Here is a 24,791-nt window from a genome sequence, read left to right on the forward strand (position 1 = left end):
TCTCTCCTGGGACGGGCACGGGGTGTGCGGGTCAGACCCCGATCATCGGCGCCGGGCACCCCCGCTACCATATACACCCGCACGGCCGCGCGCGGGCGCTGTACCGCCGGCCGGACCGGTACAGAGCCGATGTTTGCCCTCGACCCCCAAAGTCCGACGCCGCTGGTGCAGCAGATCGTGGACGGCTTTCGCGAGCTGATCCGCGCCGGCGTGCTGCGTCCGGGCGCGAAGGCGCCGTCGATCCGGCAGTTCGCGCATGCGCACGGCGTCAGCGTCTACACCGTGGTGGACGCATACGACCGGCTGGTGGCGCTGGGCTACTTCGTCTCGCGGCCGCACTCGGGGTTTTTCGTGCGCAGCCGCGACGTGCGGACCGGGACCACCGCCGAGGCCGGGCCGCAGTACCACTTCGACTCGATGTGGTACCTGCGGCGGGTGTTCGAGAACCGCAACCTGCGCTTGAAGCCCGGCTGCGGCTGGCTGCCGCACGACTGGCTGTTCGGTGACGGTGTGCGGCGCAGCCTGCGCGCGCTGGCGGCGCAGGAGGTCGATCTGGGTGGCTACGGTGAGCCCAAGGGCTACACGCCGCTGCGCCAGCTGGTGCGCGACCTGCTGGCCGAGCAGGAGATCGCGCTGACCGGCGACCAGGTGCTGCTGACGCACGGCTCCAGCCAGGCGATGGATCTGGTCGCGCGCCGTCTGGTGCGCCCGGGCGACGCGGTGCTGGTCGACGAGCCGGGATACCCGAACCTGCTGTTCTCGCTGCGTTTCCTTGGCGCGCGCTTGATCGGTGTGCCGCGCACCCCCTGGGGCTGGGATCTGGCGACGCTGGAGGCGCGCATCGCCGAGCACGCCCCGAAGGTGCTGTTCACCCAGCCGCGGCTGCACAGCCCCACCGGCTCGGTGGCCAACCTGGCGCAGCTGCACCGGCTGCTGCAGCTGGCCGAGCGGCACGGCCTGCGCATCGTCGAAAACGACCTCTACGCCGACCTCGACCCGGAGCCGCGGCCGTCGCTGGCCAGCCTCGATCAGCTGCAGCGCGTGATCTACATCGGCAGCTTCTCCAAGACCGTCTCGCCCAACCTGCGCGTGGGCTTCGTCGCCGCGCATCCGGAGGTGCTGGAGGATCTGGCGCAGCTGAAGATGATCTCCGGCCTGACGTCGTCCGAATTCGCCGAGCGGCTGACCTACGGGGCGCTGACCGACGGTCGTTGGCGCAAGCACCTGCGCGGCCTGCGCCAGCGCCTGGCCGCGGCGCAGCAGGCCACCGCCGAGCGGCTGCAGCGGCTGGGCTTCGAACTGTTCGCCCAGCCCGGCGCCGGCATGTTCCTGTGGGCGCGCCACCCGGCCATCGACAACGCGTCCACCCTGGCCTACCAGGCCGCCGAGCACGACATCCTGCTCGGCCCCGGGCACCTGTTCGGCCTGGACCTTGCGCCCAGCCCCTGGCTGCGCTTCAACGTCGCGTTCTGCGACGACGAGGCGCTGTGGGGTTTCCTGGCCAAGGCCACGGGCGCCCAGGCCACGGGCGCCTGCCACTGAGGCGGCGCGCTCATACCTCCCACACCGCCCCGTGCTCCGGCACGAGGGCGGTACGGCGCAGCTCGCGTTCGATACGGCAGCGCAGCGTGTCGGCGGCATCGGGCTCCCCGTGCACGACGAAAGTGCGCCGCGGCTGCCCCGGGATCGCGCGCAGCCACGCCAGCAGCCCCTCGCCGTCGGCGTGGGCGGAGGCCGACAGCAGCTGCGCGACTTCGGCGCGCACCGGCCAGTCCTCGCCGTGGATGCGCAGGCTGGCGGCCCCGCGCTGCAGCGTGTCGCCACGCGTGCCGGGCGCCTGGTAGCCGGTCAGGATGACCATGTGCCGGTGGTCGCCGAGGTAGAGCTTGAGGTGATGCAGCACCCGGCCCCCGGTGGCCATGCCGCTGCCGGCCAGGATCACCTTGGGGCCGTGATGGCGTGCGATGGCCTTCGATTCGTCCGGCGTCATCGCTGCCTTGACCGTGCGCGTCATCTGCTGCACCTCGTGGTGGCTGAGGCGGTGCTCGCCGAGGTGGCGCTCCAGCAGCGCGGTGGCGTGGATCGCCATCGGGCTGTCGAGATAGACCGGCAGCGCCGTCGGCAGGCGATGCTGGCGCTTGAGTTGGGCGATGGCGTGCAGGATGGCCTGCGCCCGCCCGACCGCGAACACCGGCACCACGGCGGTGCCACCGCGCGCCGCCACGCGCGCCAGCAGCGGCGCCAGCTCCTCGATCAGGTCGGTGTCGGGGTGCTGTCGGTTGCCGTAGGTGGATTCGACCACCACCGCGTCGGCCTGCGGCGGCGGATCGGGCGGCAGCATCATCAGGTCGTCGGCGCGGCCGAGGTCACCGGAAAACAGGATGCGCCGACCGCCCACCTCCACCAGCACCTGCGCCGCCCCCAGAATGTGGCCGGCGCCGAAGAACTGCACGCGCCAGCCGCGCAGCGGCTCGAACGGCTGGTAGACCGGCTGCGGCCGCAGCAGGCGCAGCGCGTGCTCGGCATCGGCCACCGTGTACAGCGGCAGCGCCGGGCTGTGCTTGGAGTAGCCGTGCCGGTTGGCGTAGGCGGCGTCCTCCTCCTGCAGGTGGGCGCTGTCGGGCAGCAGGATCTCGCACAGGTCGCGCGTGGCGTGCGTGCACCAGACCTTGCCGCGGAAGCCCTCGCGCACCAGCAGCGGCAGGTGGCCGCTGTGGTCCAGGTGCGCGTGCGTCAGCACCACCGCACCGATCTGCCCCGGCACCACCGGCAGCGGCGCGCGGTTGCGCAGCCGCAGCGCCTTGTAGCCCTGGAACAGGCCGCAATCGACCAGCAGCTGCTGGCCATCATGGCGCAGGAGGTACTTGGAGCCGGTGACGGTGCCGGCTCCACCGAGGAACTGGATCGTGACGGTCATGGGGTCATCCTACCCCAGACCGCCGGGGCCGGGAGCGGAAGCCTGGCGATGCGTGGCCGCGCGCGTCGTCAACGTCGCCGGCGCAGCCTCACGAGAAAAAATCGCGCGCCTTCTCGAACCAGCTCTTCTCGTGCGGGCTGTGCTTGGTGCCGCCCTTGCGGAACGACTCGTCCAGTTCGCGCAGCAGGCGGCGCTGGTGCTCGGTCAGCTTGACCGGGGTTTCCACGACGATGTGCGCGTACAGGTCGCCGGGGTAGCTGGAGCGCACGCCCTTGATGCCGCGGCCGCGCAGGCGGAACGTCTTGCCGGTCTGCGTGCCCTCGGGGATGTCGATGACGGCCTTCTGGCCGTCCAGCGTCGGGATCTCCACCTCGCCGCCGAGGGCCGCGGTGGTGATGCTGACCGGCACCTGCACGTGCAGGTCGTCGCCGTCGCGCTCGAAGATTTCGTGGCGGCGGATGCGGATCTCGATGTAGAGGTCGCCGGGCGGGCCGCCGTTGCGGCCGGGCTCGCCGTTGCCGCTGGAGCGGATGCGCATGCCGTCGTCGATGCCGGCCGGGATCTTGATCTCCAGCGTCTTGTGGCGCTTGACGCGGCCCTCGCCGTGGCAGGTGGGGCAGGGCTCGGGGATGATCTTGCCGCTGCCGTGGCAGTGCGGGCAGGTCTGCTGCACGCTGAAGAAACCTTGGCGCATCTGCACCACGCCGTTGCCGTGGCAGGTGGGGCAGGTCTTGGCGCTGGTGCCGGGCTTGGCGCCGCTGCCGCGGCAGGTGTCGCACTCGTCCCAGCTGGGCACGCGGATCTGCGTCTCCTTGCCACGCGCGGCTTCCTCCAGCGTGATCTCCATCGCGTAGGAGAGGTCGGCGCCGCGGTACATCTGCCGCCCGCGCGCGCCGCGCGGCGCGCCGAAGATGTCGCCGAAGATGTCCCCGAACGCCTCGGAGAAGCCGGCGAAGCCGTCGCCGCCGCCGGCACGCATGGTCGGATCGACGCCAGCGTGGCCGTAGCGGTCATAGGCCGCGCGCTTCTCGGGGTCGGACAGGATCTCGTAGGCTTCCTTGACCTCCTTGAACTTCTCCTCCGCCGCCTTGGCGGCGTCCCCCTGGTTGCGGTCGGGGTGGTATTTCATCGCCAGCTTGCGGTAGGCCTTCTTGATGTCGTCCTCGCTGGCGCTGCGGGGCACCCCCAGGGTCTCGTAGTAGTCGCGTTTGGCCATGGCGATCCGTTGCGTGTCGTGCTGAACGAAAGCCGCGCCGGGCCCGCGGACGGCCCGGCGCGGCGTGGGGCGGCTCGGGCCGCCGTCGCGTCAGTCGCGCTTGACTTCCTTGACCTCGGCGTCGACGACGTCGTCGTCACCGGCCTTGGCGCTGCCGCCCGCGCTGGCACCACCGGCGGCGCCGGCGGCCGCCTGCGCGCCCTGCATGTCGGCGTACATCTTCTCACCCAGCTTCTGGCTGGCGCTCATCAGGGCCTCGGTCTTGGCCTCGATGGCGGCCTTGTCGTCGCCCTTGGTGGCGTCCTCCAGCTCCTTGATCGCCGCCTCGATGCGCTCGCGTTCGGCCGCCTCCAGCTTGTCGCCGTATTCCTTGAGGCTCTTGCGCACCGAGCTGACCAGCGCGTCGGCCTGGTTGCGCGCCTGCACCAGCTCCACCTTCTTCTTGTCCTCGGCGGCGTTGAGCTCGGCGTCGCGCACCATGCGCTGGATCTCCTCCTCGGTCAGACCCGAGTTGGCCTTGATGGTGATCTTGTTTTCCTTGCCGGTGCCCTTGTCGCGCGCCGACACGTGCAGGATGCCGTTGGCGTCGATGTCGAACGTGACCTCGATCTGCGGCACGCCGCGCGGCGCCGGCGGGATGCCCTCCAGGTTGAACTCGCCCAGCAGCTTGTTGTGCGCGGCGATGTCGCGCTCGCCCTGGTAGACCTTGATCGTCACCGCCGGCTGGTTGTCCTCGGCGGTGGAGAAGATCTGCGAGTACTTGGTCGGGATCGTGGTGTTCTTCTTGATCATCTTGGTCATGACCCCGCCCATCGTCTCGATGCCGAGCGACAGCGGCGTCACGTCCAGCAGCAGCACGTCGGTGCGCTCACCCGACAGCACCGAGCCCTGGATGGCCGCGCCGATGGCCACCGCCTCGTCGGGGTTGACGTCCTTGCGCGGCTCCTTGCCGAAGAACTCCTTGACCTTCTCCTGCACCTTGGGCATGCGCGTCATGCCGCCGACCAGGATCACGTCGTCGATGTCGCTGACCTTGACGCCGGCGTCCTTGATCGCCACGCGGCACGGCTCGATCGTGCGCTCGATCAGGTCCTCCACCAGGCTTTCCAGCTTGGCGCGCGTCAGCTTGATGTTGAGGTGCTTCGGCCCGCTGGCATCGGCCGTGATGTAGGGCAGGTTGATCTCGGTCTGCTGGCTGGAGGACAGCTCGATCTTGGCCTTCTCGGCGGCTTCCTTCAGGCGCTGCAGCGCCAGCACGTCCTTGGACAGGTCGACGCCCTGTTCCTTCTTGAACTCGGTGATGACGTAGTCGATGATGCGCTGGTCGAAGTCCTCGCCGCCCAGGAAGGTGTCGCCGTTGGTCGACAGCACCTCGAACTGCTTCTCGCCGTCGACGTCGGCGATCTCGATGATGGAGATGTCGAACGTGCCGCCACCCAGGTCGTAGACGGCGATCTTGCGGTCACCCTTGCCGGCCTTGTCCAGGCCGAAGGCCAGCGCCGCGGCGGTCGGTTCGTTGATGATGCGCTTGACCTCCAGCCCGGCGATGCGGCCGGCGTCCTTGGTGGCCTGACGCTGCGCGTCGTTGAAGTAGGCCGGCACGGTGATGACGGCCTCGGTCACCGGCTCGCCGAGGTAGTCCTCGGCGGTCTTCTTCATCTTGCGCAGCACCTCGGCGCTGACCTGCGGCGGCGCGAGCTTCTGGCCGCGCACCTCGACCCAGGCGTCGCCGTTGTCGGCCTTGACGATCTTGTACGGCATCAGGCCGATGTCCTTCTGGACTTCCTTTTCCTCGAACTTGCGGCCGATCAGGCGCTTGACCGCAAACAGCGTGTTCTTCGGGTTGGTGACGGCCTGGCGCTTGGCCGGGGCGCCGACCAGGATCTCGCCGTCCTCCATGTAGGCGACGATGGAGGGCGTGGTGCGCGCGCCTTCGGAGTTCTCGATGACCTTGGGGTTGCCGCCTTCCATGATGGCGACGCACGAGTTGGTGGTACCCAGGTCGATGCCGATGATCTTGCCCATGATGCTGATGCTCCTTGCTTGACGGTGTCGGGACCGTGCGGATGTCGAACTGCTGGCCTAGATGCGGCTGGGGCCGGTGCCTTTCAAGGGGGTCACTGCCCCGCCGGTGCCGCCACCGTCACCAGGGCGGGGCGCAGCACGCGTTCGTGGATCAGATAGCCCTTTTGCAGCGTGGCCACCACGGTGTTGGCGGGCTGCTCGGCCGGCACCATGCTGATGGCCTGGTGCTGGTGCGGGTCGAAGCGCTCGCCGGCCGCCGGCGCGATCGGCGTGACCTTGTGGCGCTGCAGGGCGCTCACCAGCTGGCGCAACGTGGCCTGCATGCCCTCGCGCAGCTGCTCCGGCGTGGCCTCCTGGACATTCAAGCCCGCCTCCAGGCTGTCGACCACCGGCAGCAGGCTTTCGGCAAACGCCTCCACCGCGAACTTGCGCGCCTTGGCCATTTCCTCCTCGGCGCGGCGGCGCGTGTTGTCGGCGTCGGCCAGCGCGCGCAGCAGCTGGTCGTTGAGCTCGGCCACGCGCTGCTGCAGCGCCTGCAGCTCCGCGGACGGGTCGGGGACCGGCTGGGCGGCTGCGGCGGCCTGCTGGGCCGCGGTGTCGTGCGCTTGGTCTTGGGTGGTCATGGTCGTGGCGTGGAACCGGTCGGAGGTTGGATGTGGAAAGTGAACGAACCGCCTCGGCAGATGGGGTTGCCGCTGACGGCTTTCAAGGGGCGCGCTGGCACGGCACATGGGGGTGACGCGTCATGCCAGAATGGTGGCTCGATCACGAGGAGACCCTGGTCATGAAGCTGTTCCGATACGGCCCTCCCGGCGATGAACGCCCGGGTCTGCTGGATGCGCACGGCGTGCGCCGCGATCTCTCCGGCGTGGTCGGGGATCTGGCGCCGCACACGCTGAGCCCGGACGCGCTGGCGCGCCTGCGGCGGCTCGATCCGGCGCGCCTGCCGGAGGCGGATCCGGACGCGCGGCTGGGGCCGCCGGTGGGGCAGATCGGCAACGTCATCGCCATCGGTCTCAATTATGCCGACCACGCCGCCGAGGCCGGTCTGCCGCTGCCGCGCCAGCCGATCGTCTTCAGCAAGCACACGGCGGCGGTCAGCGGGCCCGACGACGACGTCTGGCTGCCCCCCGGTGCCGGCAAGCTCGACTGGGAGGTGGAGCTGGCGGTGGTGATCGGGCGTGCCGCCTGGCACGTGACCGAGGCCGATGCGCTGGCGCACGTGGCGGGCTACTGCCTGGCCAACGATGTGTCGGAGCGCGCGCACCAGCTGGAGATGGACGGACAGTGGATCAAGGGCAAGAGCTACCCGACCCACTGTCCGCTGGGCCCCTGGCTCGTCACCGCCGACGAAGTGCCCGATCCTCAGGCGCTGGAATTGTGGCTGGACGTCAACGGCCAGCCGTGCCAGCGCGGCAGCACGCGCACGATGGTGTTCGGCGTGGCCGCGCTGATCGCCTACCTCAGCCGCTTCATGCGCCTGCTGCCCGGCGACGTGATCCTGACCGGCACGCCCCCGGGGGTGGGCATGGGGCACAAGCCGCCGCGCTTCCTGCGGGCCGGCGACGTGATGGAGCTCGGCTGCGACGTGCTGGGGCGGCAGCGTCAGCGCGTGGTGCCGGCGCCGTTGCCCTGATAGATGCGGCGCAGCAGCGCGATCAGCGTGGCGCGCTCGGCGGCGTTCAGATGGGTCGCCTCGTCGGTCTCGACGGCGGCCACCGCCTGCTGGGCCTGCCGCTGCACCTGTTCGCCCTGCGCGGTGACGTAGAGCCCCTGCGCGCGCCGGTCGCCGGGGTGGGCGCGCTTTTCCACCAGGCCGCGCTGCTCCAGCCGGCGCAGCAGGCCCACCAGGTTGGGCGGCAGGATGTCCAGCGCCGCGCACACCTGACGCGAGGTGATGCCGGGGTTGTGCGCGATCACCGTCAGCACCGAGAACTCCACCACGCGCAGGTCGTGCGGCTGCAGGGTCGGCAGCACCCGGGCGATGATGGCCAGCGCGGCGCGGCGCGCGTTGTAGCCGATCAGCGATTCGAGGAACGAGGTGTCCGGCGGCGCGGCGCCGGAAGCAGCACGGGGCGGGCAGCGGGCGTTCACGCCCCGCATTGTGCGCGAAGGCGGCGCAAGGGCGCCGTGGCGCGGTGGCCCGCCGCGGTGGTGGCGCAATGGCTCCCTTGCCGGCACCGCACAGGCTAGCATCGGCGCATCATGTCCGCCGCCGTCCCCGTTTCGCCCCCCGACGTGCTGGTGTTGCAGCACACGCTGGAGGATCCGCCCGGCTACCTGGCCACCTGGCTGGACGCCGTGGGCGCCCGCTGGGACGTGTTCTGCGCCGAGGCCGGACAGGCCTATCCGGACTCGGTGGCCGGCTACCGGGCGCTGGCGGTGCTGGGCGGCGAGTGGAGCGCCAACGACGAGCGCGCCAGCCTGCGCCACGCCGAGGCGCTGATCCGCGAGGCCGACGCGGTGGGCATTCCGGTGCTCGGACACTGCCTGGGCGCGCAGCTGATGGCGCGCGCGCTGGGGGGCCGGGTCGAGCGCCTGCCGCGGCCGGAGATCGGCTGGCTGCCGATCCGCCACGACGGCAGCGCCGCGGCGCGGGAATGGCTGGGCGAAGAGCCCGCCCCCGTGGTCTACCAGTGGCACTACGACGGCGTGGTGGCGCTGCCGCCGGGCTCGGCGGTGCTGGCGGCGTCGGACGCCTGCGCGGTGCAGGCGTTTGCGCTCGGGCCGCATCTGGGCATGCAGTTCCACATCGAGATCACGCCGCTGAAGATCGAGAGCTGGCTCGCCAGCCCCGGCGAGGTGTACCCGGGCGCGATCGGCGCGCACCCGCAGACGGTGCAGGCGCCGGCGGCGATGCGCGCCGCTACCGCCGCCCACCAGGCGGCGAGCTACCGCCTGGCCGACCGCATCTACGGCGCCTGGCGGCGGCGGTGGCGTGCGGCCTAGCCGAGCGCGCGCTCGACCATCTCGCAGCGCCAGGCCTGTTCGGGCCAGACCCAGCGGTCGAACGCCGCGCCGACCTCGCCGTCCCATGCGGCGTCGTGCCGGCCAAGCCGGGCGCGCGCCCAGCCCATCAGCGTCAGCGCCGCCGCGCGCAGGAAGTCCCCCGCCACCGGCAGCAGCGCCAGCCGCTGCGCCTCGTCGGCCGCCGCCAGCCGCTCGAGCAGCGCGTGCAGCCGCTGTGCGCCGACGTGCCAGGCGGCACCGGCCGGCCCGTCGGCCTGCAGCTCGCGCAGCAGCGCCGAGAGCGCCGCACCGCCATCCGGCAGCGTCTTGCGCAGCAGCAGATCCTGCGCCTGGATCTCGTTGGTGCCCTCGTAGATCATCGTCACGCGCGCGTCGCGCACGATCTGCTCGATGCCCCACTCGCGCACGTAGCCGTGGCCGCCGAAGACCTGCAGGCAGTCGCTGGCGCCATGGAAGGCCTGCTCGGTCCACGCGGCCTTCAGCACCGGGGTGAGCAGCGCGCACCAGCGCTGCGCGGCCTGGCGGCGCGCGCCGTCCGGGTGGTGGCGGGCCACGTCCAGCGCCAGCGCCGTGCGGTAGGCCAGCAGCCGGCCGGTGTCGATCCAGGCGCGCTGCGTGTCCAGCAGCCGCCGCACCGCCGGATGGTCGATGATCGGGTCGGCCGGCTGCGCCGGGTCGCGCCGCTGCGGCGCGCGCATCTGGCGCCGCTCGTGCGCGTAGGCGTGCGCCTTCTGCCAGGCGGCGTCCAGCAAGCCGATGCCCTGCAGCGCCACGTGCAGCCGCGCCGCGTTCATCATCACGAACATCGCCGCCAGCCCCTGGTGCGGCGCGCCGACCAGCCAGCCCTCGGCGCCATCGAAGCGCAGCACGCAGGTGGGGCTGGCGTGCAGGCCCATCTTGGCCTCGATGCGCTCGCAGACGATGGCGTTGCGCCGGCCGTCCGGCAGCCACTTCGGCGCCAGCAGCAGGCTCAGGCCCTTCGGCCCGGGCGGGGCCTCGGGCAGCCGCGCCAGCACCAGGTGCACGATGTTGTCGGTCAGGTCGTGCTCGCCGCCGGAGATGAAGATCTTCGTGCCCTCGATCCGGTAGCCGTCGCCGCCGGCCGGCGTGGCGCGCGTGCGCACCAGGCCCAGGTCGCTGCCGGCGTGCGGTTCGGTCAGCGCCATGGTGGCCAGCCACTCGCCGCTGACCAGCCTGGGCAGGTAGCGCGCCTGCAGCCCGGGGCTGGCGTGGTGGCGCAGGCACTCCACCGCGCCGTGCAGCAGGCCCGGCGCCATGGTCCAGCCGTGGTTGGCGGCGCTCAGCCACTCGTACAGCACGAACTCCAGCGCCACCGGCAGGCCCTGGCCGCCCAGCGCCGGCGGGGCCGACAGCGCCGGCCAGCCGGCGCGCCAGAACGCCTGGTAGGCGTCGCGAAAGCCCGGCGGCATCGTCACCGCGCCGTCGTGCCAACGGGCACCGATCTCGTCGCCGACGCGGTTCAGCGGCGCCACGACCTCGTGCACGAAGGTGGCGGCTTCCTCCAGCACCTGGCGCGCGAGGTCGGCGTCGGCGTGTTCGGCCAGGGCCGGCAGCTCGCGCCAGGTGGCCGGGGCATCCAGCACGTCCAGCAGCCAGCGCGCGGACAGCGCCGCGTCGGGGCGATAGGGCTGCGTCATCGCCTCAACCTCCGCACAGGGCGCGGATGTCCGCGGGGATCGGGATCGCCTTGATGCGGTCCGGGTCGTCGGGGTGGCGGATGCAGAAGGCGCGCGTCTCGCGTCCCTCGCACAGCACGTCGTCGCCGCGGCGTACCACGTGATGCTGGATGAAGACCTTCTCGCGCCATTCCTCCACCCGCGTGTGCACCTGCAGGCGCTCGCCGTAGGTGGCGGGCTTGAGGAAGCGGGTGTGGATCTCCAGCAGCGGCGTGCCGATGATGCCGCGCGTCTTGACCAGCTCGCGCCAGGGCGGCACGCCGCACTGCACGAAGAAGTGCAGCGACGCCGCGTCCATCCACTTGCTGAAGTTGGGGAAGAAGACGATGCCGGCCGGGTCGCAGTCGCCGAACATCACCTCCACTTCGTAGATCGTGGTCTTGCTCATGGGGCTTCCGTTGGGGATCAGCGCGGGGGCAGCCGCAGCGCACCGTCCAGGCGGATCACCTCGCCGTTGAGGTGGCCGTTGGTGACGATGTGGCAGGCCAGGTCGGCAAACTCCTGTGGCCGGCCCAGCCGGGACGGGAACGGAATGCTGGCCGCCAGCGACTGCTGCACCGCCTCGGGCAGGGTGCGCATCAGCGGCGTGTCGAACAGCCCGGGCGCGATGGTGCAGACGCGGATGCCGTGTTGCGCCAGGTCGCGCGCCATCGGCAGCGTCATGCCCACCACGCCGCCCTTGGAGGCGCTGTAGGCCTGCTGGCCGACCTGCCCGTCGAAGGCCGCCACCGAGGCGGTGAACACCATCACGCCGCGCCCGCCATCCTCCAGCGGGGGCAGGGCGGCGCAGGCGGCGGCGAACAGGCGCGCGGCGTTGTAGGTGCCGATCAGGTTGACGCGCACCACGCGCTCGAAGTCCTCCAGCGGCGCGGGCTGGCCGTCCTTGCCGACGATGCGCCGCGCGGTGCCGATGCCGGCCACGTGCATCAGGATGCGCGCCGGGCCGAGCGCGGCGGCGGCCTGGGCGAAGGCGTCGCGCAGGCCGTCGGCGCTGGCCACGTCGGCAGCCAGCGCCAGCGCCGTGCCGGCGCCATGAGCGGCGTTCAAGTCGGCGGCGACGCGCGCGGCGGCCTCGCCGTTGAGGTCGATGACGGCCACGCGCGCGCCACGCGCGGCCAGCTCGCGCGCCGTGGCCTCGCCGAGGCCGGAGCCGGCGCCGGTGACGAGAGCGGTCTGTCCGTTCAGTTGCATCGCTGTCTCCTGGGGGCCGCGGGCAGGGCGGCCCGGCGTTGGGGGGTGGGTGTTGGATCAGGCGGCGGTCGCAGCGTCGGGGTTTTCCAGCAGCAGCGCGATGCCCTGGCCGCCGCCGATGCACGCCGAGGCCACGCCCCAGCGTCCGCCACAGGCGCGCAGCGCGCGCGCGCAGGTCAGCGTCAGCCGCACGCCGGTGGCCGCCAGCGGATGCCCCAACGCGATGGCGCCGCCGTGCACGTTCAGGCGCGCCTCGTCCAGCCCCAGTTCGCGCACCACCGCCAGCACCTGCGCGCCCTGCGCCTCGTTGATCTCGAAGCGGTCGATGGCTTCCAGCGCCAGCCCTGCGCGCTGCAGCAGCAGGCGGATGGCCGGCGCCGGGCCGATGCCCATGATCTCCGGCGGCACGCCCACCACCGCGGCGGCCGCCACGCGCGCCAGCGGCGAGCGGCCGGTGCGCGCGCGCCAGTCGCGCGCGAACGCGCCGCCCGCCACGACCGCGGCCGCGGCCCCATCCACCAGCGCCGAGCTGTTGCCGGCCGTCTGCACGCCCCCGGCGTGCACCGGGCGCAGGCGCGCCAGCGCCTCCGGCGGCGAGGGGCGCGGGTGGGTGTCGGCCTCCACGCGCTCCACCTTCGGCGGCAGGCGCAGCGCCCGCGGCGCATAGCCCTCGCGCTCGAAGGTGGTGGGGGTGACGGGCTCGATCTCGCCGGCCAGAAAGCCGCTCGCCTGCGCCGCCAGCGCCCGCTCGAACGAGCGCGCCGCCCAGGCGTCCACCTCGGCGCGGGTGAGACAATAGCGGCGCGCCAGGTTCTCGGCGGTGCCGATCATGTCGACGCCGGCGGCCGGATCCTTCAGCGCCTCCCACATGAAGTCCTCGAACCGGACCGGCGCCCCGAGCCTGAAGCCGGTGCGGTGCTCGAAGGCGGCGATGGGGTTGCGTGTCATGCTCTCGGTGCCCGCCACCAGCGCCACGTCGACGCCGTCGCGCAGGTGCAGCCCGGCCTGGCGGAACAGCTCGAAGCCGGTGCCGCAGATGCGCTGCACCATCAGCGCCGGCACGTCGATCGGCACGCCGGCGTACAGGCCGATGTGGCGCGGCAGCATGTACTGGAAGCTGTCGCCGGGGGCCATGTTGCCGGCCAGCACGGCGCCGACGGCCTCCGGCGCGACGCCGGCGCGGCGCAGCGCCGCGCGCGCGGCGTGGATGCCCAGGTCGGTGGGCGACAGGCTGCCGAAGGCACCGCAGTAGTCCACCATCGGCGTGCGCGCGCCGTCCAGGATCCAGCAGTCGTCGAACCGGTTGAACAGGCCGCGCGGCTGGCGCAGGGGGTCGGTCATGGCAAGGTCCTCGTGGATGGGATGTCGGTCGGGGGCTGGACCGTGGGCTTGACGATGTGGTGCAGCGCGTCCTCGTAGAGCTTGTCCACCGTGTCGGCCCGGTGCGCGAGCACCGCGCGCTGGTTGATCGAGCCCTTGTCGGTGATCTCGCCACGGTCGAGGCTGGGCGGGTCGGCCAGCAGCACCAGCCGGGCGATGCGGTTGGCGCTGCCGGTGGCCTGGCGCGCCAGCTCGTCGACCACGCGCTGGAAGTGCGCCAGCACCGCCGGATGCTCGACCACCTCGTGCAGCGAGGCGTCGGGCGGCAGCGGGCACAGTTCGCGCACGCGCGGCGTCGGGAAGACCAGGGCGCCGACCTCATGGCGGTTCAGGCCCGTGATCACCGCGTCCTGCACGTAGGGCGCGCCGGCCGCGATCAGGCGTGCGCGCAGCGGCCCGACGCTGACGAAGGTGCCGGTGGCGAGCTTGAAATCCTCCGCGATGCGGCCGTCGAAGCGCAGGCCGCGGTGCACGTCGGTCTCGTCGATCCAGCGCACCGCGTCGCCCGAACGGAAGAACCCTTCCTCGTCGAAGGCGGCGGCGGTCTCCTCGGGGTTGCGCCAGTAGCCGGGCGTGACGTTGGGGCCGCGGTAGCGCACCTCGGTCTTGCCCTCGACGTCGACCAGCTTGACCTCCAGCCCCGGGGTGGGCAGGCCGAGGTCGCCGGCGCGCACGTCCGGGCTGGTGACGAACAGCGCAAACGGTGCGGTCTCGGTCATGCCCAGGCCCGAAGTCATCGGGATGCGCACGCCGAGCTCGCGCACCTCGCTGGCGTAGAGGCTGTCCCACACCGGCTGGGCCAGCGACGCGCCGGCATAGAAGAACATGCGCACGCGCGACAGCAGCGTGCGCCGCAGCGCCGCGTCGGTCTGCATCGCCTGCGCGATCGCCTCGAAGCCCACCGGCACGTTGAAATAGACGGTCGGCGCGATCTCGCGCAGGTTGCGCAGCGTCTCGCCGATCAGCGCCGGGGTGGGCTTGCCGTCGTCGAGGTAGAGCGTGCCGCCGTGGTAGAGCACCATGCCGACGTTGTGGTTGCCGCCGAAGGTGTGATTCCACGGCAGCCAGTCGACCAGCACCAGCTCCTCCTCGGCCAGCACCGGCATCGACTGCGTCATCTGCTGCTGGTTGGCGCACCACATGCGGTGCGTGTTGATGACGGCCTTCGGCGCCTTGGTCGAGCCGCTGGTGAAGAGAAACTTCACGATGGTGTCCGGCCCGGTGGCCTCGATGGCGGCCTCCACCGCCGCGGTCGGCTCGGTGGCCGCCAGCGCCGCGTACGGCGTCACCGCGCGGTCGGGCAGGGCGCCCTCGGCCAAGACCACTTCCACCTGGGGCGGCACCACCGCCCCGATGGCGCGCGCGTAGCGCGCATCCTGCGCGAACACCAGGCCCGGCGTCAGCGTCGCCCACACGTGGCGCAGCTTGGCGTAATCGCTGCTCAGCAGCGAGTAGGCGGGCGAGACCGGCGCCCACGGCACGCCGGCCACCATGCAGCCCAGCGCCAGCAGCGCATGCTCCAGGCTGTTCTCACTCAGGATCAGCACCGGGCGTTCGGCCGACAGATCGCGCTGCAGCAGCGCCTGCGCCAGCGCGCGCGCCGTGGCCCAGGCCTGGGCCCAGGTGACGTGTTCCCAGTCGGTGAGCGTCACCGTACCGTCGGCCGTGACGTGGCGGCGCCGGCGCGCGAACAGCGTGCGCTGCGCACGCTCCTGCGCCCAGTGGCGCAGCCGGTCGGTCATGCGCGCCGGGTAGGGTTGCAGCGCCTGTTCGGCGCGCAGGTAGTGCACCCCGGCGGGGCCGTCGCGCACGTGCACGCGCGTCACGCCGAAGCGCAGCGGCCGAAACGGCGCCTGCGCCACCTCGGGGGGAAGGTGCGGTTCGTGGTTCATGTCTCCTCGGTCCTCGTGGTTCTTGGCGTGTGAGGGGCGGGCGCCGACCGCCTGGGTCAGCCGCCCGGGCGCACCTTGGCGGCGCGCCCCTCCAGGAAATCACGCAGGCGCGCCTTGGCCTCGGGGGCGGCCTGGGCGATCGCGGAGATCAGCGCCTCGGTGAACAGCCCGTGGTCGCTGGCCTGCTCGGCGATGCGCGGCAGCGCGTGCATCAGCGCGTAGTTGGTCATCGGCGCGTTGGCGGCGATGCGCCGCGCCAGCTCCAGCGCCTTGGCCAGTGCCTGGCCGGCCGGCACGCGGTACTGCACCAGCCCGGCGCGCTCGGCCTCGTCGGCGCCGAGCACGCGGCCGGTCAGCATCATGTCCATCATGCGCGCCACGCCGATCAGGCGCGGGATGCGCACCGCGCCGCTGCCGCCGACGAAGATGCCGCGCGTGCCTTCCGGCAGCGCGAAGTAGGCGCTGTCGTCGGCCACGCGCACGTGGCAGGCGCTGGCCAGTTCCAGCCCGCCGCCCACCACCGCGCCGTGCAGGGCCGCCACCACCGGCACGCGCCCGCGCTCGATGGCGTCGAAGGCCGCATGCCACAGCCGCGAGTGGTGCAGGCCCTCCACGGCGTCGCGCTCGCGCAGTTCCGCCAGATCCAGCCCGGCGCAGAAATGCTCGCCCTCGCCGCAGATCACCGCCGCGCGCGCCTCGGCAGGCAGCTGCTCGAAGGTCTGCCGCAGGGCCAGGATCAGGCCGTCGGAGAGCGCGTTGCGCTTGGCCGGCCGGCGCAGCCGCACGATGGCGACGGGGCCGTCCAGGGTGCAGTCCAGGGCGTCGAGGGAGGGTGTGGCGTTCATGATGGTTACAAACAATAACGATGTAGGGCAGCTTAGCGCGGTCCGCCGGTGGCGGCCATGCGGGTTTTCCCGCAGGTGCGCGGTGCGGCATACTGCGCGCATGTCCCTCGACGCCCCCGGCACCGAACCGCTGCTGAGCCTCGACGGCGAGGTGGCCACCGTCACGCTGAACCGCCCGCGCCACCGCAACCGGCTGGAGGCCGCCGACCTGCAGGCGCTGGTGCGTCACGTGCGCGCGGTGGACGCCGACCCGGCGGTGCGCGTGCTGGTGGTGACGGCGCGCGTGCAGGGGCCCGCGCCGGTGTTCAGCGCCGGCTTCGATCTGGCCGGCTTCGAGCGTCACCCCGGCGGGCCGGGCGGGGCCGTGGACGCCTTCGCCCAAGCGGTGGAGGCGCTGGCGGCGGCGCGGCCGCTGACGCTGGCGGCGCTTGCCGGCAGCGTCTATGGCGGGGCGGTGGACCTGGCGCTGGCGTGCGACTTCCGCCTCGGCGTGGAGGGGATGGAGGCACGCGTGCCGGCCGCCGCGATCGGTCTGCACTACTACACCGCCGGGCTGCGCCGCGCGGTGGCGACGCTGGGCCTGCCGGCGGCGCGGCGACTGTTCCTCGCCGCCGAGCCGCTCGATGCGGCGGCGCTGCAGGCGTGCGGCTTTCTCGATGCGTGCGTGGCCCCCGTGGCGCTGGAGGAAGAGGTGCGGCGGCGCTGCGCGGCGCTGGCGGCGCTGGCACCGCGGGCCGTGCAGGGGATGAAGCGCACGCTGCGCGAGCTGGCCGAGGGCGCGGGTGAGCCCGCGGCGTGGCGCCAGCGCGAGCTGGCCACGCACGCCAGCGCCGACTTCGCCGAGGGCATCGCGGCGGTGCGGGCGCGCCGGGCGCCGGTGTTCCGCGGGGCCTGAAGCGACGGCTCAGCCGCCCGTGCCCAGCCGCTGCGTCAGTCGCCGTCCGGCGGCGAGGAGGGCCTGCGCCTGGACGCCTTCGGCACGCAGATCCAGCAGCGCGCTGGGCGCGATGGCGGCCAGCGCCAGCACGACGCGGCCGAAGCCGTCGAACACCGGCACCGCCAGCGCGCTGATGCCCGGCAGCAGCTCATCGCGCACGCGGCTCAAGCCCTCGCGGCGGATCGCCGCCAGCTCCTCGGCGAAGGCGGGGTCACGCAGCGCCTCGGCCTCGCCCTCGCGCGCCAGCGCCGCGGCCACTGCCTGCGGCTCACCGAAGGCGGCGAAGATCTTGCCGGTGCCGGTGTGGCGCAGCGAGGCCGGCGTGCCGTGGCGCATCGCCACGTGCACCGGCGTGGGGGCCAGCTCCACGTGCACGATGATCGGCCCCACCGGCCCCCACACGGCGGCCGAGACCGTGCAGCCGAGCGTGCGCGCCAGCGCCGGCAGCTCGGCCACCGCCAGCCGCACGGGGTCGACCTGCTGCAGCCCGATCAGGCCGAGCTGCAGCGCCAGCGGCCCCAGCCCATAGTGGCCGCTGACGGGATCCTGCTCCACGAGTCCGAGCTTGCCGAAGCTGACCAGGTAGGGGTGGGCCTTGGCGGCGCCCATGCCGGCGGCGCGCGCCAAGTCCTTCAGCGGCAGCGCGCGGCCGGCGCGGGCCAGCGCCTTGAGCAGCTGGCCGCCGACCTCGATGCTCTGGATGCCGCGGGGGCGGCGCAGCGGGCCGTCGTCGCCGGCGGTGCCGTCCGTCGCGTGGTGTTCCGGGGGCGGGGTGTCCATGCGCATCATTGTCGCCGCGCGGTTCCGCTGCCTCCGCGCAGGCGATCTCAGGGTTTTCACTTATGCGAATACGTTTGACATCGTACAACCTGATCGCCTACCATTGCGCCACATATGACAAATGCGTTTGGCATGGTTGAATGTCCATGTCGCGCTCGCCCGACGGAAACCCGACCATGAGCACCAAAGCCTTCGCCAGCCAGGCCGACCTGCAGGACAAGCAGGTCAGCTTCACGAAGCTGTCCGACCACGCCTATGCCTACACCGCCGAGGGCGACCCCAACACCGGCGTCATCATCGGCGACGACGCCGTGATGGTGATCGACACCCAGGCCACGCCCGTGATGGCGCAGGATGTCATCCGCCGCATCCGCGAGGTCACCGACAAGCCGATCCAGTACGTGGTGCTGAGCCACTACCACGCGGTGCGCGTGCTGGGCGCCAGCGCCTATGGCGCGCAGCACATCATCGCCAGCCAGGACACCTACGACCTGATCGTCGAGCGCGGCGAGCAGGACAAGGCCAGCGAGATCGGCCGCTTCCCGCGCCTGTTCCGTGCCGTGGAGTCGATTCCGCCGGGGCTGACCTGGCCCACCATCACCTTCACCGGCAAGATGACGATCTGGCTCGGCAAGCTGGAGGTGCAGCTGCTGCAGCTGGGCCGTGGCCACACCAAGGGCGACACGGTGGCCTGGCTGCCGCAGGAGAGGATTCTCTTCAGCGGCGACCTGGTCGAGTTCGACGCCACGCCCTACGCGGGCGACGCCTACTTCCGCGACTGGCCGCAGACGCTGGACAACCTGGCGGCGCTCAAGCCCGAAAAGCTCGTGCCGGGCCGCGGCGCGGCGCTGACCACGTCGGAGCAGGTGCAGCAGGGGCTGGCCGGCACCAAGGCCTTCATCGAGGACATGCGTGCCGCGGTGGAGGAGGGCGTGCGCGCCGGCAAGGACCTGCGCGCGGTCTACAAGGAGGTCTACGCGCGGCTGCAGCCCAAGTATGGCCGCTGGGTGATCTTCGACCACTGCATGCCCTTTGACGTGACGCGCTGCTACGACGAGCTGACCGCCTACCCCGATCCGCGCATCTGGACCGCCGAACGCGACCGCCAGATGTGGGAGGCGCTGGAAGGCTGAGCGCCGCCGGCTGCGCCTTGCACCCCCCGCAGAGGAGACCCGCCATGAAGATCGAGCGCATCCACCACGTCGCCTACCGCTGCCGCGATGCCAAGGAGACGGTGGAGTGGTACGTCAAGCACCTGAACATGAAGTTTGTGCTGGCCATCGCCGAGGATCAGGTGCCCTCCACCAAGGCCCCCGACCCGTACATGCACGTCTTCCTCGACGCCGGGCAGGGCAACGTGCTGGCGTTCTTCGAGCTGCCGAAGTCGCCGCCGATGGGCAAGGATCCCAACACGCCGGACTGGGTGCAGCACATCGCCTTCAAGGTTGACAGCGTGCGCACGCTGGAAGAGACCAAGGCGCGGCTGGAGGCCGCCGGCATCCCGGTGGTCGGCATCACCGACCACACGATCTTCAAGAGCATCTACTTCTTCGACCCCAACGGCCACCGCATCGAGCTCGCCGCCGACGTCGGCACGCCCGAGATGTACGAGAAGCTCGACGCCGTCAAGTGGGACATGCTGGAGGAGTGGGCGCGCACCCGCCGCGCGCCCAAGCACGCCGCCTGGATGCACGAGAAGGAGTTCGGCGCCGCTGAATGAGGGCCGGGCCGGCCCGATGGCAGAGCCGGGGCGCCCGGCCCGCGGGCCGCGGCACCCGGCCCGCGCGGGCCTTCGCGCCGGAGGACGCAAGCGATGTTGCACACCTACACGTACCCGCAATACCCCTACCGCATCAGCCCTGAGCAGGCCGAGGGGCGGCGCGTGCGCCACCCGGTGGTGGTCGTCGGCGCCGGCCCCGTCGGCATGACGCAGGCCCTCGACCTGGCCTTCCGCGGCGTGCCCACCGTGATCCTGGACGACAACAACACCGTCAGCGTCGGCTCGCGCGCGGTGTGTTACGCCAAGCGCCCGCTGGAGATCTGGGACCGCTTGGGCGTGGGCGAGGATCTGGTCGCGCAGGGGGTGCAGTGGAAGGTCGGCAAGGTGTTCTTTCGCGACGAGCTGGTCTACCAGTTCGACCTGCTGCCGGAGGATCACCACAAGATGCCGGCGATGATCAACCTGCAGCAGTACTACCTGGAGGAGCGGCTGGTGCGCGCCTGTGACGAGTCGCCCCTGGTGGATCTGCGCTGGAAGCACAAGGTGCTGGCGGTGGAGCCGCAGCCCGACCACGTGGTGCTGACGGTGGAGACGCCCGACGGCATCTTCAAGATGGAGGCCGCGTGGCTGATCGCCTGCGACGGCGCGCACAGCGACATCCGGCGCATGATCGGGGCGGAGTTCACCGGCCAGTTCTTCCAGGACCGCTTCCTGATCGCCGACGTGGCGATGAAGGCGGACTTCCCGACCGAGCGCTGGTTCTGGTTCGACCCGCCGTTCCACCGCGGCCAGAGCGTGCTGCTGCACAAACAGTGCGACAACGTCTGGCGCATCGACTTCCAGCTCGGCTGGGATGCCGACCCCAACGAGGAGAAAAAGCCCGAGCGCGTCATCCCGCGCATCCAGGCGATGCTGGGGCCGGAGGTGCCATTCGAGCTGGAGTGGGTGTCGGTGTACCAGTTCGCGTGCCGGCGCATCGACCGCTTCCGCCACGGGCGGGTGATCTTCGCCGGGGACGCGGCGCACCAGGTCTCGCCGTTTGGCGCCCGCGGCGCCAACAGCGGGGTGCAGGACGCCGACAACCTGGGCTGGAAGCTGGCGGCGGTGCTGGCCGGCCACGCGGGCGAGGCGCTGCTGGACAGCTACCACTGGGAGCGCGCGCTGGCCGCGGACGACAACATCCTCAACTCCACGCGCTCCACCGACTTCATCACGCCCAAGAGCCGCACCTCGCTGCGGCTGCGCAACGCGGTGCTGGAGCTGGCGCGCACCGAGCCGTTCGCGCGCCCGCTGGTCAACAGCGGCCGGCTGTCCACCCCGACGCCGTACGTCGGCTCGCCGCTGAACACGCCGGATGCGGACACCTTTGCCGGGCGCATGGCGCCGGGCATGTTCTGCGCGGATGCGCCGGTGGAGGTCGACGGCCGCCCGGGCTGGCTGCTGGAGCGGCTCGGCCGCGGCTTTGCGCTGCTGAGCTTCGGCGCCGGCGCGCAGCCGGTGCGCGTCGGCGGCGTGCAGGCGCAGGTGCTGGAGGTCGGGCGCGACCTGCACGATCGCCTGGGCGTGCTGACCGAACGCTACGATGGTCAGCCCGGCACCGTGTACCTGATCCGTCCGGACCAGTACGTGGCGGCGCGCTGGCGCCGCTTCGACGCGCAGGCCGTGCAGGCGGCGCTGGCACGCGCGCTGGCCCTGCACTGAACCGACCGGAGGCACGCCAACATGCCGCTGATCCGCACCCCCAACATCCCCGACCACGACGGCTTCTACGAGGAGCTCATCGATGCCCAGCGCGACCTCTCCGACGAGCAGGCGGAGATGTTCGTCGCCAAGCTGGCGCTGATCCTGGCCAACCATGTCGGCGACCGCGCCACCTTGAGCGAGGCGATCCGCCTGGCGCGCGACAACACGCTGGCGGTGCGCCCTTGAACGATCGGTCCAGGCCCGCTCCCCATGATGGCGACGCTCAACGAAACCCATGACCCGGCGCTGCGCAGCTGGGTCGAGTCGGCCCATCGGGCCGGCACCGACTTTCCGATCCAGAACCTGCCGTTCGGCGTGTTTCGCCGCGCCGGCTCGCAGGAGCCGTGGCGCGGGGGCGTGGCCATCGGCGACCAGATCGTCGACCTGGCGGCGCTGCACCGCGCGCACCCGTTCGACGGCGCGGCGGCCGAGGCGCTGGCGGCGGCCGCCGGGCCGACGCTCAACGCGCTGATGGCGCTGGGGCCGGCGCACTGGGGCGCGCTGCGGCTGGCGCTGTCGCGCGCGCTCAGGCAGGGCAGCGCGCTCGAGGCCGCCGTGGCGGCGTGTCTGGTGCCGCAGGCCACGGCGGAGCTGACGCTTCCGGCGCGCATCGGCGACTACACCGATTTCTACACCTCGATCCACCACGCCACCAACATCGGCCGCCTGTTCCGGCCCGACAACCCGCTGCTGCCGAACTACAAGTGGGTGCCGATCGGCTACCACGGCCGCAGCTCCAGCGTGGCCGTCTCGCCGCAGGCGTTTCGCCGCCCGTGCGGGCAGATCAAGGCGCCGGAGGCGGCCGCGCCGGTGCTGGCGCCGAGCCGCCGGCTCGACATCGAGCTGGAGCTGGGCCTGTTCGTCGGCCCCGGCAACGCGCTGGGCGAGCCGATCCCGATCGCGCAGGCCGAGGCGCACCTGTTCGGCGTCGTGTTGCTCAACGACTGGTCGGCGCGCGACATCCAGGCGTGGGAGTATCAGCCGCTCGGGCCGTTCCTGGCCAAGAATTTCGCCACCACGATCTCGCCCTGGGTGGTGACGTGGGAGGCGCTGGCGCCGTTTCGCGCGCCGCTGGAGCGGCCGGCCGGCGATCCGTCCCCCTTGTCCTACCTCGACAGCGAAGCCAACCGCCGCGCCGGGGCGCTGGCCATCGAGCTGGAGGTGGCGCTGCGCAGCGCGCACATGCGCGCGCAGGGGCTGCCGGCACATCCGATCGCGCGCACCAATTACCGCTACGCGTACTGGACGCCCGCGCAGCTGGTGGCGCACCACACCGTCAACGGCTGCAGCCTGCAGCCCGGCGACCTGCTCGGCACCGGCACGCTGTCCGGGCCGGCTCGGGAGCAGGCCGCCGCGCTGATCGAGCTGACCGAGGGCGGCAAGCGGCCGCTGGAGCTGCCTTCCGGCGAGCGGCGCACGTTCCTGGAGGATGGCGACGAGGTGACGCTGACCGGCTGGTGCGAGGCGCCGGGGGCGGTGCGCATCGGCTTTGGCACCTGCACGGGACTCGTGCTGCCGGCGCCGACGGTCTGAGCCAGGCTCCGGTCATGCCGTTCAGGCATAGCAGCTTGAGCGGCGGCCCGGTTCGGTTCGGATGGTGCGGCGCCTACAGTGTCCCCGCGGGGGCGCGGCAGGATGTCGCGCACCGCTGTTAGGGGTAATCCCCAATGGGGGGTGCGTTCCGGCACCCCTCGGTTGCCCCGATAATCATCAGTGTGCTCATTGTTTGAGCCGGTTCGGGCTTGCCACGCCGGGTCCGGCTTTTCTCACACCCGAAGGAGACGTCGACATGGACAAGCGTACGACCTTGAAGGCCCTGGCGGCGGCTGCGGCCGCCACGCTGCTGGGCAGCCCGGCCTGGGCGCAGCAGGTCACGCTGCGCGTGCACCATTTCCTGCCGGCGCAGGCCACGATCCCGCGCCTGGCCATCGAGCCGTGGGCGCGCAAGGTCGAGGCCGAGTCCGGTGGCCGCATCAAGGTGCAGATCTTCCCGGCGATGCAGCTGGGCGGCTCGCCGGCGCAGCTGTTCGACCAGGCCCGTGACGGCGTGGCCGACGTGACCTGGACCGTGCTCGGCTACACGCCGGGACGCTTCCAGCGCATGGAGGTGTTCGAGATTCCGTTCATCGCGCCGTCGCACGACCGCTCGGCCGAGGTGATGTCCAAGGCGGCGTGGGACTTCGCGCAGAAGTTCGCCGCCGAGGAATTCAAGGACGTCAAGCTGCTGGCGGTGCACACCCACGGGCCCGGGCTGATCCACACCAAGCAGCCGGTGACGGGGCTGGAGAGCCTGCGCGGCATGAAGATCCGCGGTGGCACGCGCATCGTCAACAACATGCTGGTCAAGCTCGGCGCCACGCCGGTGGGCATGCCGGTGCCGCAGGTGACCGAGGCGCTGTCCAAGGGCGTGCTGGACGGCACCACCATCCCGTGGGAGGTCGGCCCGTCGCTGCGCATCCACGAGATCATCAAGAACCACACCACCTTCGCCGGTGAGCGCGCGCTCTACACGATGGGGTTCGCGTTCTCGATGAACAAGGCCAAGTACGAGTCGCTGCCGCCGGACCTCAAGAGGGTCATCGACAACAACAGCGGCGCGGCGCTGTCGGCGGCGTTCGGCAAGGCGATGGACGAGGGCGACAAGACGGGTCGCGACATCGCCGTGAAGGCGGGCAACCGCATCAACCACCTGGAGCTGGCCGAAACCCAGCGCTGGCTGCGCACCGCCAGCAGCGTGGAGGACGACTGGATCAAGGAGATGCGCGGCAAGGGCATCGACGGCGAGGCGCTGCTGAAGGAGGCGCGCGCGCTGATCAGGCAGCACGACGTGCGCCAGTGAGCTGAGCGCGCGCGCGGGCGCGCAGCCGGACCGGATCCGTCGCTGCGCGCCCGTTTTTGCGCCGGGACGTCGCGCGGGTGGCAACGGGATCAACGAGACGGAAGGCTTCAGAGGGCATGACGACATGGGTGTTCCGGCTGTCGCAGGCGGCAGCCATGGTGGGAGGGCTGGTGCTGGTGGCCCTGACGCTGATGAGCGTGGCCAGCATCGCCGGCCGGGCCTTGATCGGCTTCGGGCTCGGGCCCGTGCCGGGCGACTTCGAACTGGTGGAGGTGGGCATCGGCGTGGCCGTGTTCCTCTTCCTGCCGTGGACGCACCTGCGCGGCGGCCACGCCACCGTGGACCTGCTGTACCAGCACCTGCCGGCGGCGCTGCGCCGCGTCATCCGCGTCGTCTGCGACGTGCTGATGCTGGCCCTGTGGCTGGTGCTGACGTGGAAGCTGTGGGACGGCATGCTGGAGAAGCGCGCGTACCTGGAGACCTCCTTCATCCTGCAGATGCCCGTCTGGTGGGGCTACGCGGCGGGTCTGGCCGGGGCGGTGATCGGCTGCCTGGCCTATCTGACGCAGGCGCTGATCGACCTCGGGCTGGCCGAGTACCCGGCCGGCTGGCCGCGGCCGGAGGCGGGGGGGCACTGAG

23 protein-coding genes are annotated in these 24,791 nt (G+C 71.9%); 11 read left to right on the forward strand and 12 right to left on the reverse strand.

Annotated features, from left to right (window positions below; translation table 11 throughout):
- Positions 1-129: 129 nt before the first annotated feature.
- Positions 130-1,542 (forward strand): aminotransferase-like domain-containing protein, encoded by a 1,413-nt coding sequence (locus Tsedi_RS09285; RefSeq protein WP_143895910.1) that lies wholly within the window; start codon positions 130-132, stop codon positions 1,540-1,542.
- A 10-nt stretch (positions 1,543-1,552) separates the two neighbouring features.
- On the opposite strand, the gene Tsedi_RS09290 is transcribed toward Tsedi_RS09285, so the two are convergent.
- From Tsedi_RS09290 to grpE, 4 genes are all read right to left on the reverse strand, one after another.
- Positions 1,553-2,917, reverse strand: coding sequence for an MBL fold metallo-hydrolase RNA specificity domain-containing protein (locus Tsedi_RS09290; protein ID WP_143895912.1), 1,365 nt, complete (start codon positions 2,915-2,917; stop codon positions 1,553-1,555).
- Between the two features lie 88 nt (positions 2,918-3,005).
- Positions 3,006-4,133, reverse strand: a complete 1,128-nt coding sequence (dnaJ, locus tag Tsedi_RS09295) for a molecular chaperone DnaJ (RefSeq protein WP_143895914.1) — start codon at positions 4,131-4,133, stop codon at positions 3,006-3,008.
- Positions 4,134-4,223: 90 nt separating this feature from the next.
- Positions 4,224-6,158 carry a molecular chaperone DnaK gene (gene dnaK, locus Tsedi_RS09300; protein ID WP_143895916.1) on the reverse strand — a complete coding sequence of 645 codons (1,935 nt, stop codon included), beginning with the start codon at positions 6,156-6,158 and terminating at the stop codon, positions 4,224-4,226.
- A gap of 92 nt (positions 6,159-6,250) precedes the next feature.
- Positions 6,251-6,781 (reverse strand): nucleotide exchange factor GrpE, encoded by a 531-nt coding sequence (gene grpE, locus Tsedi_RS09305; protein ID WP_143895918.1) that lies wholly within the window; start codon positions 6,779-6,781, stop codon positions 6,251-6,253.
- 161 nt (positions 6,782-6,942) lie between these two features.
- On the opposite strand from grpE, the gene Tsedi_RS09310 reads away from it, so the two are divergent.
- Positions 6,943-7,794: a fumarylacetoacetate hydrolase family protein gene (locus Tsedi_RS09310; RefSeq protein WP_143895920.1), complete on the forward strand. Its 852-nt coding sequence runs from the start codon at positions 6,943-6,945 to the stop codon at positions 7,792-7,794.
- On the opposite strand, the gene Tsedi_RS09315 is transcribed toward Tsedi_RS09310, so the two are convergent.
- Positions 7,764-8,261: a MarR family winged helix-turn-helix transcriptional regulator gene (locus Tsedi_RS09315; protein ID WP_143895922.1), complete on the reverse strand. Its 498-nt coding sequence runs from the start codon at positions 8,259-8,261 to the stop codon at positions 7,764-7,766. The genes Tsedi_RS09310 and Tsedi_RS09315 overlap by 31 nt on opposite strands.
- 102 nt (positions 8,262-8,363) lie before the next feature.
- Between Tsedi_RS09315 and Tsedi_RS09320 the strand changes: the two genes are divergently transcribed.
- A complete protein-coding gene (locus Tsedi_RS09320; RefSeq protein ID WP_143895924.1) occupies positions 8,364-9,107 on the forward strand; it encodes a type 1 glutamine amidotransferase in 744 nt (247 codons plus the stop codon).
- On the opposite strand, the gene Tsedi_RS09325 is transcribed toward Tsedi_RS09320, so the two are convergent.
- The 6 genes from Tsedi_RS09325 to Tsedi_RS09350 are packed head-to-tail and all read right to left on the reverse strand — an operon-like array spanning position 9,104 to position 16,133.
- A complete protein-coding gene (locus Tsedi_RS09325) occupies positions 9,104-10,786 on the reverse strand; it encodes an acyl-CoA dehydrogenase family protein (RefSeq protein ID WP_143895926.1) in 1,683 nt (560 codons plus the stop codon). The two genes, Tsedi_RS09320 and Tsedi_RS09325, sit on opposite strands and share 4 nt — an antisense overlap.
- 4 nt (positions 10,787-10,790) lie before the next feature.
- Positions 10,791-11,213 carry an acyl-CoA thioesterase gene (locus Tsedi_RS09330; RefSeq protein WP_143895928.1) on the reverse strand — a complete coding sequence of 141 codons (423 nt, stop codon included), beginning with the start codon at positions 11,211-11,213 and terminating at the stop codon, positions 10,791-10,793.
- 17 nt (positions 11,214-11,230) lie between these two features.
- Entirely contained in the window at positions 11,231-12,016 is a 786-nt protein-coding gene (locus Tsedi_RS09335) for an SDR family NAD(P)-dependent oxidoreductase (protein ID WP_143895930.1), read from the reverse strand.
- 57 nt (positions 12,017-12,073) lie between these two features.
- Entirely contained in the window at positions 12,074-13,357 is a 1,284-nt protein-coding gene (locus tag Tsedi_RS09340; protein ID WP_143895932.1) for a thiolase family protein, read from the reverse strand.
- Positions 13,354-15,288 (reverse strand): feruloyl-CoA synthase, encoded by a 1,935-nt coding sequence (locus Tsedi_RS09345; protein WP_143895934.1) that lies wholly within the window; start codon positions 15,286-15,288, stop codon positions 13,354-13,356. Before Tsedi_RS09345 ends, Tsedi_RS09340 begins: the two co-directional genes overlap by 4 nt.
- Positions 15,289-15,344: 56 nt before the next feature.
- A complete protein-coding gene (locus tag Tsedi_RS09350; protein ID WP_143895936.1) occupies positions 15,345-16,133 on the reverse strand; it encodes a crotonase/enoyl-CoA hydratase family protein in 789 nt (262 codons plus the stop codon).
- A 100-nt stretch (positions 16,134-16,233) separates the two neighbouring features.
- On the opposite strand from Tsedi_RS09350, the gene Tsedi_RS09355 reads away from it, so the two are divergent.
- The gene (locus Tsedi_RS09355) at positions 16,234-17,028 is read left to right on the forward strand and encodes an enoyl-CoA hydratase/isomerase family protein (protein ID WP_143895939.1); all 795 of its coding nucleotides are present in this window, start codon (positions 16,234-16,236) and stop codon (positions 17,026-17,028) included.
- 9 nt (positions 17,029-17,037) lie between these two features.
- Here Tsedi_RS09355 and Tsedi_RS09360 read toward each other — a convergent pair whose 3' ends face one another.
- The gene (locus Tsedi_RS09360; protein WP_246099247.1) at positions 17,038-17,850 is read right to left on the reverse strand and encodes an IclR family transcriptional regulator; all 813 of its coding nucleotides are present in this window, start codon (positions 17,848-17,850) and stop codon (positions 17,038-17,040) included.
- Positions 17,851-18,026: 176 nt separating this feature from the next.
- Between Tsedi_RS09360 and Tsedi_RS09365 the strand changes: the two genes are divergently transcribed.
- From Tsedi_RS09365 to Tsedi_RS09395, 7 genes are all read left to right on the forward strand, one after another.
- Positions 18,027-18,983, forward strand: coding sequence for an MBL fold metallo-hydrolase (locus Tsedi_RS09365; protein WP_143895943.1), 957 nt, complete (start codon positions 18,027-18,029; stop codon positions 18,981-18,983).
- A 44-nt stretch (positions 18,984-19,027) separates the two neighbouring features.
- A complete protein-coding gene (locus Tsedi_RS09370; RefSeq protein WP_143895945.1) occupies positions 19,028-19,570 on the forward strand; it encodes a VOC family protein in 543 nt (180 codons plus the stop codon).
- 93 nt (positions 19,571-19,663) lie between these two features.
- Positions 19,664-21,271 (forward strand): FAD-dependent oxidoreductase, encoded by a 1,608-nt coding sequence (locus Tsedi_RS09375; protein ID WP_143895947.1) that lies wholly within the window; start codon positions 19,664-19,666, stop codon positions 21,269-21,271.
- Positions 21,272-21,292: 21 nt separating this feature from the next.
- A complete protein-coding gene (locus Tsedi_RS09380; RefSeq protein ID WP_143895949.1) occupies positions 21,293-21,499 on the forward strand; it encodes a DUF2783 domain-containing protein in 207 nt (68 codons plus the stop codon).
- Positions 21,500-21,526: 27 nt separating this feature from the next.
- Positions 21,527-22,846 (forward strand): fumarylacetoacetase, encoded by a 1,320-nt coding sequence (gene fahA / locus Tsedi_RS09385; RefSeq protein WP_143895975.1) that lies wholly within the window; start codon positions 21,527-21,529, stop codon positions 22,844-22,846.
- 256 nt (positions 22,847-23,102) lie between these two features.
- Positions 23,103-24,152, forward strand: coding sequence for a TRAP transporter substrate-binding protein (locus Tsedi_RS09390; protein ID WP_143895951.1), 1,050 nt, complete (start codon positions 23,103-23,105; stop codon positions 24,150-24,152).
- A 116-nt stretch (positions 24,153-24,268) separates the two neighbouring features.
- The gene (locus Tsedi_RS09395) at positions 24,269-24,790 is read left to right on the forward strand and encodes a TRAP transporter small permease (protein WP_143895953.1); all 522 of its coding nucleotides are present in this window, start codon (positions 24,269-24,271) and stop codon (positions 24,788-24,790) included.
- Position 24,791: the final 1 nt, after the last annotated feature.

It is taken from the genome of Tepidimonas sediminis (assembly GCF_007556605.1).
GTDB lineage: Bacteria > Pseudomonadota > Gammaproteobacteria > Burkholderiales > Burkholderiaceae_C > Tepidimonas > Tepidimonas sediminis.

Coding starts and splice junctions, on each gene's coding strand:
- dnaK (WP_143895916.1), bottom strand. CDS start 6,158: ATGGGCAAGATCATCGGCATCGACCTGGGTACCACCAACTCGTGCGTC.
- Tsedi_RS09375 (WP_143895947.1), top strand. CDS start 19,664: ATGTTGCACACCTACACGTACCCGCAATACCCCTACCGCATCAGCCCT.
- fahA (WP_143895975.1), top strand. CDS start 21,527: ATGGCGACGCTCAACGAAACCCATGACCCGGCGCTGCGCAGCTGGGTC.
- Tsedi_RS09380 (WP_143895949.1), top strand. CDS start 21,293: ATGCCGCTGATCCGCACCCCCAACATCCCCGACCACGACGGCTTCTAC.
- Tsedi_RS09350 (WP_143895936.1), bottom strand. CDS start 16,133: ATGAACGCCACACCCTCCCTCGACGCCCTGGACTGCACCCTGGACGGC.
- Tsedi_RS09360 (WP_246099247.1), bottom strand. CDS start 17,850: ATGGACACCCCGCCCCCGGAACACCACGCGACGGACGGCACCGCCGGC.
- Tsedi_RS09310 (WP_143895920.1), top strand. CDS start 6,943: ATGAAGCTGTTCCGATACGGCCCTCCCGGCGATGAACGCCCGGGTCTG.
- dnaJ (WP_143895914.1), bottom strand. CDS start 4,133: ATGGCCAAACGCGACTACTACGAGACCCTGGGGGTGCCCCGCAGCGCC.
- grpE (WP_143895918.1), bottom strand. CDS start 6,781: ATGACCACCCAAGACCAAGCGCACGACACCGCGGCCCAGCAGGCCGCC.
- Tsedi_RS09345 (WP_143895934.1), bottom strand. CDS start 15,288: ATGAACCACGAACCGCACCTTCCCCCCGAGGTGGCGCAGGCGCCGTTT.
- Tsedi_RS09365 (WP_143895943.1), top strand. CDS start 18,027: ATGAGCACCAAAGCCTTCGCCAGCCAGGCCGACCTGCAGGACAAGCAG.
- Tsedi_RS09330 (WP_143895928.1), bottom strand. CDS start 11,213: ATGAGCAAGACCACGATCTACGAAGTGGAGGTGATGTTCGGCGACTGC.
- Tsedi_RS09355 (WP_143895939.1), top strand. CDS start 16,234: ATGTCCCTCGACGCCCCCGGCACCGAACCGCTGCTGAGCCTCGACGGC.
- Tsedi_RS09315 (WP_143895922.1), bottom strand. CDS start 8,261: ATGCGGGGCGTGAACGCCCGCTGCCCGCCCCGTGCTGCTTCCGGCGCC.
- Tsedi_RS09390 (WP_143895951.1), top strand. CDS start 23,103: ATGGACAAGCGTACGACCTTGAAGGCCCTGGCGGCGGCTGCGGCCGCC.
- Tsedi_RS09340 (WP_143895932.1), bottom strand. CDS start 13,357: ATGACCGACCCCCTGCGCCAGCCGCGCGGCCTGTTCAACCGGTTCGAC.
- Tsedi_RS09285 (WP_143895910.1), top strand. CDS start 130: ATGTTTGCCCTCGACCCCCAAAGTCCGACGCCGCTGGTGCAGCAGATC.
- Tsedi_RS09325 (WP_143895926.1), bottom strand. CDS start 10,786: ATGACGCAGCCCTATCGCCCCGACGCGGCGCTGTCCGCGCGCTGGCTG.
- Tsedi_RS09335 (WP_143895930.1), bottom strand. CDS start 12,016: ATGCAACTGAACGGACAGACCGCTCTCGTCACCGGCGCCGGCTCCGGC.
- Tsedi_RS09370 (WP_143895945.1), top strand. CDS start 19,028: ATGAAGATCGAGCGCATCCACCACGTCGCCTACCGCTGCCGCGATGCC.
- Tsedi_RS09320 (WP_143895924.1), top strand. CDS start 8,364: ATGTCCGCCGCCGTCCCCGTTTCGCCCCCCGACGTGCTGGTGTTGCAG.
- Tsedi_RS09290 (WP_143895912.1), bottom strand. CDS start 2,917: ATGACCGTCACGATCCAGTTCCTCGGTGGAGCCGGCACCGTCACCGGC.
- Tsedi_RS09395 (WP_143895953.1), top strand. CDS start 24,269: ATGACGACATGGGTGTTCCGGCTGTCGCAGGCGGCAGCCATGGTGGGA.